The sequence below is a fragment of the Micromonospora vulcania genome, from assembly GCF_042658605.1.
Classification (GTDB): Bacteria; Actinomycetota; Actinomycetes; order Mycobacteriales; family Micromonosporaceae; genus Micromonospora; species Micromonospora vulcania.
On the sequence record NZ_JBHSQS010000008.1, the window covers coordinates 78,751 to 91,670 of the forward strand.

Genomic DNA, 12,920 nt, shown 5'->3' on the forward strand with positions numbered 1-12,920 from the left:
TGAGTAATCTCGCGATTACCCGTGAGTATCTGAAGAGTTCCGCCAGGTCCCTCGCGCGCCCGTACTCTTCCGGAATCCGGGTACCTTCACCGGATTTTCCACGCGACCGGCCACCCCGGTCGCCTGCCCTGGGAGGCTGCCTGATGAAGCAGGGTCCTCTCCCCTCGGTCGACGCGCCGGACGACATGGCCGGCCCTACTGACCTGCCACGTTGCGGCCCGCTGCCCACCCAGGTCGGCGTGACCGGCCCCGCTCCGGACGAACCGCTCGGCGTGGTCGCCGTCGGCCCGGCCGGCGCCGAGCGGCGCGGCGTGCTCGCCACCCTGCTCGGGCTCGACCCGGTCATGCTCACCGTGCCGGCGGGCAGTTGGCTCGTGGTGCGACACGCCAAGGTGCCCACCCGGGCCGCGTTCGTGCCGGGCTACCGCAGACCACATTCCTACGGCGCCGACCGGGACGCCGCCGGCCCGGCGCTGGCACGTCCACCCCGGCGGGTCGAGCTGAGCGTGCCCGAGCCGCTGCTGCGGCACTTCAACCTGATCGACACACCGGACACCGGCGCGCTCGGCATGGCCGGGAGCCGGGTGCTGCTCGACTCGGTCGGCCGGGCCGGCGCGCTGCTCTTCGTGATCGCGGCCGACCAGGCGTTCACCGCCGCGGAGTTGAACCTGCTCGCCGAGGTCGCACCGGCCCCGGTGCAGGTCGTCTTCGCGGTGACCCCCGGTGCGGCGGGCTGGGCACCGGTGGCGGACGGCCCGGTGGCGGACGGCCCGGCGGCGACGGAGGACGCGGGGGCGTCCGTCTCGCAGGGGCAGGTGGATCCGGTCACGGTCACCGTGGAAGCGCACCGGGCGGTGCTGTTGGCCGCCGTGCCGGCGCTGGCCGGCGCGCGGTGGTTCCCGGTCGACGACGCCGACTCCGCGGCCGACCTGCGTCGAGCGCTGGTGAACTGGGCCGCGGGCGAGGTGTTGCAGCGGGGGAGCGCCGATCCGCCGGTGTTGCCGGGCCAGCACGACCGGGTGCCCGTGGTCGCCGACCCGGGGGACTGGTCCGAGCGGCTCGACCGGCAGACCCGCACCTGCGCTCAGCGGATCCGTCAGCACCTCGCCCTGGAGTTGGCGAACACCCACCTGCGGGCGGTCCAGGAGATCGTCTTCGGGGTCGGCTGCACCGGTCTTCCGGACCTGCTGGACCGGGAGATGGCAGCGCTGTCACTGTTGGCCACCGCGCAGTGCGACCACGCGGTGCGGGGCATCGTGGCCGACGCCGCGGCCCAGGTGCTCGGCTCGCCGGTGGCCGAGGGCGTACGCCGCAGGATCGCCACCGCCGTGGAGTTCGGCCTGACCGAGCACCGGGGAGGCCGCGACCTGGACCGGGTGCTGCTGATCACCAGCACGGCCGGGGTGGCCGAGTTGGCCGGCGCGGAGGCGTTGGACGCGCTCTCCGGTTATCCGACGGCCTCCCGCGACGAGGTGCTGCCTCCGGTCGCGGTGGCACTCTCCGGCGGTTGCTGGCAGCGGTGGCGTACCCCGGGCAACGAGGACCACAACGCGGCCCGGGCCTGGTCCCAGCGGGCGCTGCGGGAAGTCGAGCTGAGCCTGTCCCGGGAGATCTCCCGACGGTTCGAGGTGATCCGCCTCTCGCTGGGCGTGGTGCTCTCCGATGCAGTCGACCACGGCATCCTGCTCGCCTGACGGCGCCGCTGCCGGACGGCCCGGCTCCCGGTCGCGCCGGGTGTCCGGCGAGGTCCGGGGGCCCTCGGGGGCGCCCGGGGTGGCCGATCCTCGGCCGGCCGGCGTTCCGGTTCCTCAGTTCCGGGAATCCGGTGGCACGATGGGGGGCATGGCGGCTCCGCAGGTTGCACCGGTCGAGACGCCGGACACTGACGAGGTGCCGGCGTCGGACCGGCAATGGGTGACCATCGTGTGGGACGACCCGGTCAACCTGATGGCATACGTGACCTGGGTCTTCCAGAAGCTTTTCGGCTACAGCCGGGAGAGGGCCGAGCAGCTCATGCTGGACGTGCACCACAAGGGCCGGGCCGTGGTCTCCACAGGCGCCCGGGAGCGCATGGAGCACGACGCGTCGCAGCTGCACGCGTACGGGCTGTGGGCGACGGTGGACCGCTCGTGAGCATGTTCCACCGCCAGGCCGGCCGCTACGTCGCCACCTTCGCCGTCGACGAGGCGCGGGTGCTGCGAAAGGTCGCCTCCGAGGTGGTCGGCCTGCTCACCGACGGCTTCGACCACACCGACCCGGTCGTCGGTCGACTCTTCCCGGCGGTCTACCCGGAGGACGCGGCGGGCAGCGCCGAGTTCCGCCGCTACACCGAGGGCGACCTGAAGACCTCGAAGATCGATCAGGCCGGCGCGATCCTGGCCGCGCTGCCCGACGAGGCAGGCGGCGAGGTGCGGCTGGACGCCGAGGCCGCCGAGGCGTGGCTGCGGGCGCTGAACGACGCCCGGCTGGCGATGGGCGTCCGGCTGGAGATCAAGGACGGCACGGACCTCGGCGAGGAGCTGGACGACGCGGTGGCCGAGGACCCGGCCTCCAGCCGGGTGTTTCAGCTGTCGGTCTACGCGTATCTCGGCTATCTACAGGAGTCGCTGCTCAACGCCTTGATCGACTAGCGGTGACCGGCACCACTTCTGGCCCACGCCAGGCAGGCGTTAGGCTGGTGCACGTGCTGAGCATCGACCGGTCGATCATCGACGCGATCGTCGCCCACGCGCGCCGGGACCACCCAGACGAGGCGTGCGGCGTGGTCGCCGGTCCCGTCGGCAGCGACACCCCGACCCGGCACATCCCGATGGACAACGCTGCCCGGTCGATGACCTTCTACGAGTTCGACTCGATGGAGCACCTGCGGGTGTGGCGGGAGATGGACGATCGGGACGAGGAGCCCGTGGTCATCTACCACTCGCACACCGCGACCGAGGCGTACCCGTCCCGCACCGACGTCGCCTTCGCCGGCGAGCCGGGCGCGCACTACCTGCTCGTCTCCACCCGTGAGCCCGACTCCGAGGAGATCCGGTCGTTCCGGATCGTCGACGGTGTGGTGGCCGAGGAGCCGGTGCGGATCGTGGAGGCCGGGGTCGACCCGCACGCCGTCCAGTCCTACATGTTCGGGCAGAGCCCGGCGACGGTCGACTACGAGTGTTCCGGCCGCTGACCCGTCAGCATCCGAACCGTTTCGTCCCGTCACCGTAGGCATTCCCGAACGAGGAGCACGACATCATGGCCATCGAGGTTCGCATCCCCACCATCCTGCGCAGCTACACCGGCGGCGCCAAGGTCGTCGAAGGCGCCGGCGACACCCTGAGCGACCTGCTCGCCGACCTGGACTCCCGGCACGCCGGGCTGCGGGGCCGGCTGGTCACCGAGACCGGCACGCTGCACCGCTTCGTCAACGTCTACGTCAACGACGAGGACGTCCGCTTCCTCGGCGCGCTGGACGCCAAGCTCTCCGACGGTGACAGCGTCACCGTCCTACCGGCCGTGGCTGGCGGCGCGTTCGGCTTCGCCGCGGCAGCGGCGATCAGTCAGCACAGCGCCGCCACCGCGGCGATCAGCGCCCGCTGAGGGCGGCCGCCATGGCGCGGTACGACAGCCTGCTCGACTCGTCCGGGGGCACGCCGCTGGTCGGCCTGCCCCGGCTGTCTCCGACAGTGCCCGACGGTGCCCCGCCGGTGCGACTCTGGGCCAAGCTGGAGGACCGGAACCCGACCGGCAGCATCAAGGACCGGGCGGCGCTGTTCATGGTCCGTGCGGCGGAGGAGGCCGGCCGACTCCGGACGGGTGACACCATCCTGGAGCCGACCAGCGGCAACACCGGCATCTCGCTGGCCATGGTGGCCAAGCTGCGCGGCTACCGGCTGGTCTGCGTGATGCCGGAGAACGTCTCCACCGAGCGGGTCCAGCTGCTGCGGATGTACGGAGCGGAGATCATCTTCTCGCCGGCGGCGGGCGGGTCCAACCAGGCCGTCGCCACCGCGAAGCAGATCGCCGCCGAGCATCCCGACTGGGTGATGCTCTATCAATACGGCAACGAGGCCAACGCTCGGGCGCACTACGAGACGACCGGGCCGGAGCTGCTGCACGACCTGCCCACCGTCACGCATTTCGTGGCGGGGCTGGGCACCACCGGCACCCTGATGGGCACCGGGCGCTACCTGCGGGAAAAGGTCGAGGGCATCCAGATCGTGGCCGCCGAGCCGCGTTACGGCGAGCTGGTCTACGGCCTGCGCAACATCGACGAAGGGTACGTGCCCGAGCTCTACGACGCATCGGTGCTCTCCCGCCGCTTCTCGGTCGGCACCCGGGACGCGGTACTGCGTACCCGGCAGCTCGTCGAGGTGGAGGGCATCTTCGCGGGCTTCTCCACGGGCGCGATCCTGCACGCCGCGCTCGCGGTGGCGCACGAGGCGGTCCGCGACGGCCGCCGGGCCGACGTCGCCTTCGTGGTCGCCGACGGCGGTTGGAAATACCTGTCGACCGGCGCGTACGGCGGCACCTTGGCCGACGCCGAGGAGGCCCTGGAGGGTCAGCTCTGGGCCTGACCGGTCCGGTCCGCTCGTGTACGGGTCGTCGGCGCGTGCCGACGACCCGTACACGGTCCGACGCGCCGTGAGTGGGTGTCACGTTCGTGACAACTTCCATCGGATGATTCTTGCCGCCGGGTACTCCAGCGTAGGCTGCGCAGCGTGGCGTACGCGTCGGTAGAGATCATGACCCGGACGACCGTCGGCTCGGATGCTACTGACAGTGACAGCGGGCCGACTCGATGCGACTGACCGTCCTGGGATGTGCCGGCAGCTTCCCCGGCCCCGAGTCCCCCTGCTCGGCCTATCTCGTCGAGGCCGACGGCTTCCGGCTCCTGGTCGACTTCGGCCCGGGGTCGTTGTCCAGCCTCCAGCGGTACGCGGGGCTGCACGCCCCGGACGCGATCCTGCTGACCCATCTGCACTGCGACCACATCCTCGACGCCGTGTCGTACGTGGTGGTCCGCCGCTACGCCCCGGACGGCCCCTATCCGGCGCTGCCGGTGTACGCGCCCGGTGGCGCACCGGACCGGCTCAGCGCCGCGTACGGCGACGACGGCACCGTGGAGGACGTCTACCAGTTCTACGCACTCCAACCGGGCACCTTCCCGATCGGCCCGTTCACGGTCACCGTCGACCGGGTCAACCACCCCGTCGAGACGTACGGCGTGCGGTTGGAGCACGATGGCCGCTCGTTGTGCTACTCGGCGGACACCGCGCCGTGTGACGCACTGCTGCGCCTGGCCCAGAACGCCGATGTCTTCCTCTGCGAGGCGAGCTACCTCGACGGCGTCGACAACCCGCCGGATCTGCACCTGACCGGCCGGGAGGCCGCTGAGACGGCGACCAAGGCCGAGGTGGGCCGGCTGCTGCTCACCCACCTGGTGGCCGCCTGGGGCAGCGAGGCGCACACGTTGGAGTCGGCCGCCGGCGCGTACACCGGGCCGCTCGAGGTGGTCCGGCCCGGCGCCAGCTACGACATCTGACCCGTCACGTCCCGGTTGGTCGGGACGGCCAGCGGTCTTGTGCCGTACTGTTCGCCAGCCGGTCAGCGGCCGGTCGTCTGGAGCACCCGTGGCACCCGCACGGTGTGGGCATGCGGATCGCCATCGTGACCGAGTCGTTCCCGCCGGACGTGAACGGCGTCGCGCACTCCGTGGTGCGGACGGCGGAACACCTGCTCGCCCGGGGCCACGAGCCGATCGTCATCGCGCCCTCCCCACCCGGCACGGGCCGGCAGGGCATCGACCGGCTGCCGTACCCGGTGGTGCGCATCCCCAGCGTGCCGCTTCCCCGCTACCAGGGTTTCCGGCTGGGTATGCCGACCGGCAGCCGGTTGGCCGGAGCGCTGTTGTCGGCCGCGCCCGACGTGGTCCACCTGGCCAGTCCGTTCATCCTCGGTGCGCGGGCGGCCACGCTGGCCAGCCGGCACCGGCTGCCCACGGTGGCGGTCTACCAGACCGACGTCGCGGCGTACGCCCGCGCGTACGGGGTGAGCTGGGGTGAGGCGGCGGCCTGGCGGCGGCTTCGGGAAATCCACAACTCGGCGCAGCGCACACTCGCCCCATCCACCCGGGCTGCTGCCGACCTGATCGCCAACGGGGTGCAGCGGATCTGGCTGTGGGGCCGGGGCGTGGACGCCGTCCGGTTCGACCCGGCGAAGCGCTGCGCCGAGCTGCGGCACCGGCTCGCCCCCGGCGGTGAGCTGCTGGTCGGCTACGTCGGCCGGCTGGCCCCGGAGAAGCGGGTGGAGTTGCTGGCCGCGACGTCCCGGCTGGCTGGCGTACGGGTGGTGGTGGCCGGCGACGGCCCGGCCCGCCGCCAACTGGCCCGCGCGCTGCCCGAGGTGACCTTCCTGGGCGTGCAGCACGGCGAGGAGCTGGCCCGGCTCTACGCCAGCCTGGACCTGTTCGTGCACACCGGACCGCACGAGACCTTCGGTCAGACCCTCCAGGAGGCGTTGGCCTCCGGGGTGCCGGTGGTGGCTCCGGCCAGTGGCGGACCGGTCGACCTGGTCGACACCGGGGTGACCGGGCTGCTGGTGCCGCCGAACGACGGGGACGCGCTGGCCGCCGCGGTGGCCGAACTGGCCGGCGACGCCGACCGGCGGCGGGCGTACGGGCTGGCCGCCCGGGCCGCGGTCAGCCGGCGCAGCTGGGCCGCCGTCGGCGACGAGCTGATCGGTCACTACCACGCGGTACGCGCCGCAGCAGCCGTCGACCTGCCGGCCGCGTCATGACCGGGCCGGCCGGCGGGCTGCGGATCGTACGACTCGCCAACTTCGTGACCGCGCGGTCGGGCGGACTGCGTACCGCGCTGCGGCACCTCGGCGAGGGCTACCGGGCCGCCGGGCACGATCCGGTGCTGGTGGTACCGGGCCGACGGGCCGCCGACGAGCGGCACCCCTGGGGGCGGGTGATCACCCTGCCCGGTCCGGAGTTGCCCGGCAGCGGCGGCTACCGGGTGCTGGCGGGTCGACGTCGGTTGGCCCGGGTGCTCGCCGACCTGGCACCGGACCGGTTGGAGGTCTCTGACCGGTCGTCGCTGCGCTGGACCGGCAAGTGGGCGCGGGCGCACGGCGTGCCGTCGGTGATGGTCTCGCACGAGTCGCTGACCGGACTGCTCGGCCAGTGGAGGGTGCCGGAGGCGCTGCGCCGGCCGGTGGCCGACCGGCTCAACCGGGCGACCAGCCGGGCGTACGACCGGATCGTGTGCACCACGAGGTGGGCGGCCGAGGAGTTCGACCGGATCGGCGCGGCCAATGTGGACGTGGTGCCGCTCGGGGTGGACCTGGACACCTTCCACCCGGACCGGGCCGACCCGGGGCTGCGCGAGCGGTACGCGGACCCGACCGAGCTGTTGCTGGTGCACTGTGCCCGGCTGTCTCCGGAGAAGCGGCCGGAGCTGGCCGTGGAAGCGCTGGCCGAGCTGCGCCGGGCGGGCGTACCGGCGGTGCTGGTGATGGCCGGGGACGGCCCGCTGCGCGCGTCGCTGGCCCGCCGCGCGGCCGGCCTGCCGGTCACCTTCACCGGCTTCCTGCCCGACCGCAGCGCGGTGGCCGCGCTGCTGGCCAGCGCGGACGTGGTGCTGGCGCCCGGCCCGGTGGAGACCTTCGGCCTGGCCGGGTTGGAGGCGCTGGCGTCGGGCACCCCGGTGGTGGTGAACGCGGCCAGCGCGTTGCCCGAGGTGGTCGGGTCGGCCGGGTTGGCGGCGTACGGCTCGGCGGTGTCGATGGCCGCGGCGGTGAAGCAGCTCGCGGCCCGGCCCGAGGTCGAGCGGCGGCGGGCCGCCCGGGCCCGGGCCGAGGAGTTCGACTGGCCGATGTCGGTCGCCGGATTCCTCCGGGTGTACGACGCGTCGTCCGGTCCGGGCACCGCGGGGGACGTGCATCGGCCGACCGCATAGGGTGCAGGCATGGCGCGACCTGATGGGCGAGGGCCCGATCACCTTCGACCGGTAACCCTGACCCGAGGCTGGAGCACCCATCCGGAGGGCTCGGTGCTCGTCGAGTTCGGCGGCACCCGGGTGCTGTGTACGGCCAGCGTCACCGAGGGGGTGCCGCGCTGGCGCAAGGGCTCCGGGCTCGGCTGGGTGACCGCCGAGTACGCGATGCTGCCCCGGGCCACCAACACCCGCTCCGACCGGGAGAGCGTCAAGGGCCGGGTCGGTGGCCGGACCCACGAGATCTCCCGGTTGATCGGCCGCAGCCTGCGCGCCTGCATCGACCTCAAGGCGCTCGGCGAGAACTCGGTGGTGCTCGACTGCGACGTGCTGCAGGCCGATGGCGGCACCCGGACCGCCGCGATCACCGGCGCGTACGTGGCGTTGCACGACGCGGTGGACTGGCTGGCGGCCCGCAAGTCGCTGGCCGGGAAGCCGGAGAAGGTGATGCACCGCTCGGTGGCGGCGGTCAGCGTCGGGATCATCGACGGTGAGGCGCGGCTCGACCTCTGCTACGAGGAGGACGTGGCCGCCGAGGTGGACATGAACGTGGTGTGCACCGGCACCGGCGACTTCGTCGAGGTGCAGGGCACCGGCGAGGCGGGCGTGTTCGCCCGGGATCAGCTCGACACCCTGCTCGACCTGGCCGTCGCGGGCTGCGCCGAGCTGGCGGAAGCCCAGCGGAAGGCACTCGCATGAACAAGGTCCTGCTCGCCACCCGCAACCGCAAGAAGCTGGTGGAGCTCCAGCGGATCCTGGACGGCGCGCTCGGCGCGCACCGGATCGCCCTGCTCGGGCTGGACGACGTCGAGGCGTACCCGGAGCTGCCGGAGACCGGTCTGACCTTCGGCGAGAACGCGCTGATCAAGGCGCGGGAGGGTTGCCGGCGTACCGGGCTGGCGACCATCGCCGACGACTCCGGGATCGCGGTCGACGCGCTCAACGGGATGCCGGGCGTGTTCAGCGCCCGCTGGTCGGGCCAGCACGGCGACGACCGGGCCAACCTCCAGTTGGTGCTGGACCAGATCGCCGACCTGCCCGACGAGCAGCGGGCGGCCTCGTTCGTCTGCACGGTGGCGCTGGTGCTGCCCGGCGGCAAGGAGCATCTGGTCGACGGCCGGCAGGCCGGGCGGCTGCTGCGCGCGCCGCGCGGCGACGGTGGGTTCGGCTACGACCCGATCTTCCTGGGTGACGGACAGCAGCGGACCAACGCCGAGCTGACGCCAGCGGAGAAGGACGCCATCAGCCACCGGGGCAAGGCGTTGCGCGAGCTGGCCAAGCTGGTGGCCAAGGTGCTGCCGCCCGTCACGGGCTGAAGACCGTAATCTGTCCGGTCGCCATCCGCGGGTGGCGGGCGATCGGTCGATGGCATGTACTGATCGCGGGGATCCGGGGCATCCGGGCGGGCGGGTTGTCGGGGAGACACGATGGCGTGGGCCGGTAAGCGCGGCGTGCTGGCGGGACTGATGGGTCTCGCGCTGCTGACCGTCAGCGGTGCCCTCGTGGCCTTCTCGGGCAACGCGCCGGAGCGCGAGGCGACCGGCGCGTGGCTGGTCAACCCCATCCCGCCGGCTCCGCCGCTGACCGATACGCGCGACGCCCGCAGCGGTTTCGTCCACCCCGGTGTGCTGGTGCGCAGCCAGCAGTTGAACTTCGTGAGCGACAAGGTCAGGGCCGGTGCGGAGCCCTGGCGATCGGCCTGGCTCGCCATGCAGCGCAGCCAGTACGCCGAGCTGTCCTGGCGCCCCCGACCGGTCTCCACGGTGAACTGTGGCTTCTACTCCCAGCCGGACAGCGGATGCACCGCGGAGGCCGAGGACGCGCTGGCCGCGTACACGCACGCGCTGATGTGGACTTTCACCCGTGACCGTCGTTACGCGGACAAGTCCATCGAGATCCTGAACGCCTGGGCGCGGGTGCTCAAGAAGCACACCAACTCCAACGCGCCACTACAGGCGGGGTGGGCCGGGGCGACGTTCGCGCGAGCGGCGGAGCTGGTCAAGCACACCTACACCGGTTGGAGTCCCGACTGGTTGGCCCGTACCGAGCGCATGCTCCGGACGGTCTACCTGCCGGTGGTGCTCGGTGGCACCGAGCGCACCAGGGCGGGAAACTGGGAGCTGATCATGCTGGATGCGGCGGTCGGCATCTCGGTCTTCCTCGACGACCGCCCTGCCTTCCTCAAAGCGATCGAGAAGTGGCGGCTGCGGCTGCGGGCGTACGTCTATCTGAGCGGCGACGGCCCCACGCCGTACGCGCCACCCGGCGACGTCTTCACCAGCTCGCAGCTCACCGAATACTGGGGTGGGCAGCATCCGCTGGTCGACGGGCTCGCCCAGGAGACCTGCCGCGACTTTCTGCACACCGGTTGGGGCCTCGCGGCGGCGGCGCACGTCGCCGAGACCGCCTGGATCCAGGGTCGGGACCTGTACGCCGAGGCGCGCGAGCGGCTCACCCGCGCGTTGGAGTTCCACACTGGATTCGAGCTGGGCAGGTCGGTGCCGCCCTGGCTGTGCGGTGGTCGACTCGTGATCGGGTTGGCGCCCTCGCCCGAGGTCGCCTTCAACCACTACACGACGAGGATGGGGCTCGACCTGCCGAACACCAGGCAGGTCGTGGAGGCGGACCGTCCGGCGGGGCCGCCGGCCTACTTCTTCGCCTGGGAGACGCTGACCCACGCCGGAAATCCGAACTGAGCAGCTGGGCCGCGCTTTCACGATCCCCGGATAGAGGAACGGCACCACGGCCGTATACCCTCGCCGTCGCCACCACCCGTGGCGGTGTGGCCGATGTCCGCCACCCTTACCCCTACCGCCGCGGTGAGGAACAGTGAGCGATTCGAAGCAGGCGTCTCCCGGAGTCGTCCGGCCGGAGATCCAGGCGCTGCGGGCGCTCGCCGTGCTCCTGGTGCTGCTGTTCCACTTCTGGCCGCACCGGATCCCGGGCGGATACGTCGGCGTGGACGTCTTCTTCGCGATCAGTGGCTTCCTCATCACCGCGCACCTGGTGCGGGAGGTGCAGAGGACCGGCTCGGTCCGCCTCGGCGCCTTCTGGGCCCGCCGCATCCGGCGCCTGCTGCCGGCCTCTCTGCTCGTACTCGTCGCCACCGCGGCGGCGGTCTTCATCTGGGTGCCGCAGCTCTACTGGCCGCAGATCCTCCGCGAGATCGCGGCGGCGACCGTCTACGTCGAGAACTGGCAGTTGGCGCACGACGCCGTGGACTACCTCGCCGCGGAGAACGTCCGGTCCCCGGTGCAGCACTACTGGTCGCTCTCGGCCGAGGAGCAGTTCTACCTGGTCTGGCCCCTGCTGATCGTGCTCGCGATCCTGGTCGCCCGCCGGGTCCGGCGGACCGACCCGATCGGCGCGATCCGGGTCACGCTCGCCGTGGTCGTCGCGGCTTCCTTCGCGTACTCCGTCTACGAGACGTCGGCGAACGCCGCCGCGGCCTACTTCGTCACCCCGACCCGGGCCTGGGAGTTCGGGGCCGGCGCGATGCTCGCGACACTGCCGAACCTGGGCCGGTCGGCCGGTGACCGTACCCGGGCGGTGGTCTCCTGGCTGGGTCTGCTCCTGATCGGGGTGGCCGCGTTCGTCCTTCATGCCGACACGCCCTTCCCGGGCTACGCGGCGGCGCTGCCGGTCCTCGGCGCGCTCGCCGCCATCTGGGCCGGCGCTCCCGGCCCGTGGTGGTCCGCCACCGGGCCGATGGCGTGGGCGCCGGTGCAGAAGCTCGGCGACTGGTCGTACTCCGTCTACCTCTGGCACTGGCCGCCGATCGTGATCTTCGCGTTGGCGACCGGCGACACGATGACCTGGCCGGTGAAGGTCGGCGTCATCGCCGGCGTGGTGGTGCTGGCCGCGCTGACCAAGAGGTTCGTCGAGGACCCGGTGCGGTTCCACGTGTTCACCCCGGGGCGTCGGCTGTGGCCGCAGTACGCGGCCGCCGCGACGGCGATGGCGGTGGTCATGTCGGTCGTCGTCGTCGGAAACCAACTGCTCGAACAGAGCAACCAGGCGAACAACTCGCGCCTGGAGCAACTGCTGGCCGACGGTACGCCGTGCCTTGGTGCCGGCGCCCGGATCGCGGCGCAGAACTGCGCCGAGGGCGCCCTCGGTACGGCGATGTTCCCCGAGTTGGCCATGCTCACCAAGGACACCGGCTCCGCGTACCGGTGCTACGACCAGGAGCCGGGCGCGAAGCTCACGACGTGTCGCCTCGGGTCTCAGCGGCCCGACGCGGCCAAGGTCGCGCTCGTCGGGGACTCGCACGCGGCGATGCTCATCCCGGCGATCGAGGGTCATCTCGACGCCCGGAACTGGGCGGTCGACACCTACGTCGCCCGTGGCTGCATCTGGGCCAAGGTCGAGGCCGCGGACCAGTCCGACACCTGTTACGCCCGCCGGCACGCGATGGCGGAGCGGCTCGCGACCGGGCCGAAGTACGACGTCGTCATCGTCAGCGGGAGGCGGAACGAGAGCGCCGACACGCGCTCCGCGGGTGGGCAGATCCGCAAGTACGTCGAGGCGTGGCGGCCGGTGCTGGACCGGGGGACCCGGATCGTCGTGGTGGCGGACAACCCGGGGCTCGGCGCGACGGATCTCAGCTGTCTCGTCGACGACGCGGATCCGATGCGCTGCGCCGTCGACCGTCAGGCCGCCTTCGGTACCCGGGACGCCCTCCAGGACGCCGCCGGGCGCACCGACGGCAAGGTTCAGGTGGTCGACCTCAGCGACCTGTTCTGCACCGAGACCCGGTGCCCACTGGTGATCGGGAACGTCATCGTCTATCGCGACGCCCACCACATCACGGCGACCTACGCGCGCACACTGGGCGCCCACCTCGTCGAGCGCGTCGCGGCGCGGGCCGCGTTGTGACGAGCCAGCGAAAGCGGTGAAATCGCCCCCCAGTCGACGTCATCGTCGTGTGGTTCTCGG

General features: G+C 72.2%; 13 protein-coding genes. All 13 read left to right on the forward strand.

Features of this window, described 5'->3' with window-relative positions; genetic code table 11:
* Nucleotides 1-143: 143 nt before the first annotated feature.
* A complete protein-coding gene (locus ACFQGL_RS15270; protein WP_377511882.1) occupies nucleotides 144-1,694 on the forward strand; it encodes a P-loop NTPase family protein in 1,551 nt (516 codons plus the stop codon).
* A gap of 148 nt (nucleotides 1,695-1,842) precedes the next feature.
* The gene (clpS, locus tag ACFQGL_RS15275) at nucleotides 1,843-2,133 is read left to right on the forward strand and encodes an ATP-dependent Clp protease adapter ClpS (protein WP_377511885.1); all 291 of its coding nucleotides are present in this window, start codon (nucleotides 1,843-1,845) and stop codon (nucleotides 2,131-2,133) included.
* A 2-nt stretch (nucleotides 2,134-2,135) separates the two neighbouring features.
* Nucleotides 2,136-2,630: a DUF2017 domain-containing protein gene (locus ACFQGL_RS15280; protein ID WP_377512528.1), complete on the forward strand. Its 495-nt coding sequence runs from the start codon at nucleotides 2,136-2,138 to the stop codon at nucleotides 2,628-2,630.
* A 53-nt stretch (nucleotides 2,631-2,683) separates the two neighbouring features.
* Complete coding sequence (locus ACFQGL_RS15285; protein ID WP_377511888.1) at nucleotides 2,684-3,172, forward strand: M67 family metallopeptidase; 489 nt, start codon at nucleotides 2,684-2,686, stop codon at nucleotides 3,170-3,172.
* Nucleotides 3,173-3,237: 65 nt separating this feature from the next.
* Nucleotides 3,238-3,582 carry a MoaD family protein gene (locus ACFQGL_RS15290; RefSeq protein ID WP_377511891.1) on the forward strand — a complete coding sequence of 115 codons (345 nt, stop codon included), beginning with the start codon at nucleotides 3,238-3,240 and terminating at the stop codon, nucleotides 3,580-3,582.
* An 11-nt stretch (nucleotides 3,583-3,593) separates the two neighbouring features.
* Nucleotides 3,594-4,559: a PLP-dependent cysteine synthase family protein gene (locus ACFQGL_RS15295; RefSeq protein ID WP_377511894.1), complete on the forward strand. Its 966-nt coding sequence runs from the start codon at nucleotides 3,594-3,596 to the stop codon at nucleotides 4,557-4,559.
* 224 nt (nucleotides 4,560-4,783) lie between these two features.
* On the forward strand, nucleotides 4,784-5,527 hold the full coding sequence (locus tag ACFQGL_RS15300; protein WP_377511897.1) for an MBL fold metallo-hydrolase: 744 nt from the start codon (nucleotides 4,784-4,786) through the stop codon (nucleotides 5,525-5,527).
* Between the two features lie 110 nt (nucleotides 5,528-5,637).
* Nucleotides 5,638-6,780 (forward strand): glycosyltransferase family 4 protein, encoded by a 1,143-nt coding sequence (locus tag ACFQGL_RS15305; RefSeq protein ID WP_377511901.1) that lies wholly within the window; start codon nucleotides 5,638-5,640, stop codon nucleotides 6,778-6,780.
* The gene (locus ACFQGL_RS15310; RefSeq protein ID WP_377511904.1) at nucleotides 6,777-7,946 is read left to right on the forward strand and encodes a glycosyltransferase; all 1,170 of its coding nucleotides are present in this window, start codon (nucleotides 6,777-6,779) and stop codon (nucleotides 7,944-7,946) included. The genes ACFQGL_RS15305 and ACFQGL_RS15310 overlap by 4 nt, the downstream gene beginning before the upstream one ends.
* 9 nt (nucleotides 7,947-7,955) lie before the next feature.
* Complete coding sequence (rph, locus tag ACFQGL_RS15315; protein ID WP_377511906.1) at nucleotides 7,956-8,681, forward strand: ribonuclease PH; 726 nt, start codon at nucleotides 7,956-7,958, stop codon at nucleotides 8,679-8,681.
* Nucleotides 8,678-9,298, forward strand: a complete 621-nt coding sequence (gene rdgB, locus ACFQGL_RS15320) for an RdgB/HAM1 family non-canonical purine NTP pyrophosphatase (RefSeq protein WP_377511909.1) — start codon at nucleotides 8,678-8,680, stop codon at nucleotides 9,296-9,298. Before rph ends, rdgB begins: the two co-directional genes overlap by 4 nt.
* A 111-nt stretch (nucleotides 9,299-9,409) precedes the next feature.
* Complete coding sequence (locus ACFQGL_RS15325) at nucleotides 9,410-10,678, forward strand: alginate lyase family protein (protein WP_377511912.1); 1,269 nt, start codon at nucleotides 9,410-9,412, stop codon at nucleotides 10,676-10,678.
* Between the two features lie 133 nt (nucleotides 10,679-10,811).
* Nucleotides 10,812-12,860 (forward strand): acyltransferase family protein, encoded by a 2,049-nt coding sequence (locus tag ACFQGL_RS15330; RefSeq protein WP_377511915.1) that lies wholly within the window; start codon nucleotides 10,812-10,814, stop codon nucleotides 12,858-12,860.
* The last annotated feature ends 60 nt before the right edge of the window (nucleotides 12,861-12,920 follow it).

What these genes read in the sequence shown, in the direction of transcription:
- ACFQGL_RS15270 (WP_377511882.1), top strand. Translation starts at nt 144, where the DNA reads ATGAAGCAGGGTCCTCTCCCCTCGGTCGACGCGCCGGACGACATGGCC.
- clpS (WP_377511885.1), top strand. Translation starts at nt 1,843, where the DNA reads ATGGCGGCTCCGCAGGTTGCACCGGTCGAGACGCCGGACACTGACGAG.
- ACFQGL_RS15280 (WP_377512528.1), top strand. Translation starts at nt 2,136, where the DNA reads ATGTTCCACCGCCAGGCCGGCCGCTACGTCGCCACCTTCGCCGTCGAC.
- ACFQGL_RS15290 (WP_377511891.1), top strand. Translation starts at nt 3,238, where the DNA reads ATGGCCATCGAGGTTCGCATCCCCACCATCCTGCGCAGCTACACCGGC.
- ACFQGL_RS15295 (WP_377511894.1), top strand. Translation starts at nt 3,594, where the DNA reads ATGGCGCGGTACGACAGCCTGCTCGACTCGTCCGGGGGCACGCCGCTG.
- ACFQGL_RS15300 (WP_377511897.1), top strand. Translation starts at nt 4,784, where the DNA reads ATGCGACTGACCGTCCTGGGATGTGCCGGCAGCTTCCCCGGCCCCGAG.
- ACFQGL_RS15305 (WP_377511901.1), top strand. Translation starts at nt 5,638, where the DNA reads ATGCGGATCGCCATCGTGACCGAGTCGTTCCCGCCGGACGTGAACGGC.
- ACFQGL_RS15310 (WP_377511904.1), top strand. Translation starts at nt 6,777, where the DNA reads ATGACCGGGCCGGCCGGCGGGCTGCGGATCGTACGACTCGCCAACTTC.
- rph (WP_377511906.1), top strand. Translation starts at nt 7,956, where the DNA reads ATGGCGCGACCTGATGGGCGAGGGCCCGATCACCTTCGACCGGTAACC.
- rdgB (WP_377511909.1), top strand. Translation starts at nt 8,678, where the DNA reads ATGAACAAGGTCCTGCTCGCCACCCGCAACCGCAAGAAGCTGGTGGAG.
- ACFQGL_RS15325 (WP_377511912.1), top strand. Translation starts at nt 9,410, where the DNA reads ATGGCGTGGGCCGGTAAGCGCGGCGTGCTGGCGGGACTGATGGGTCTC.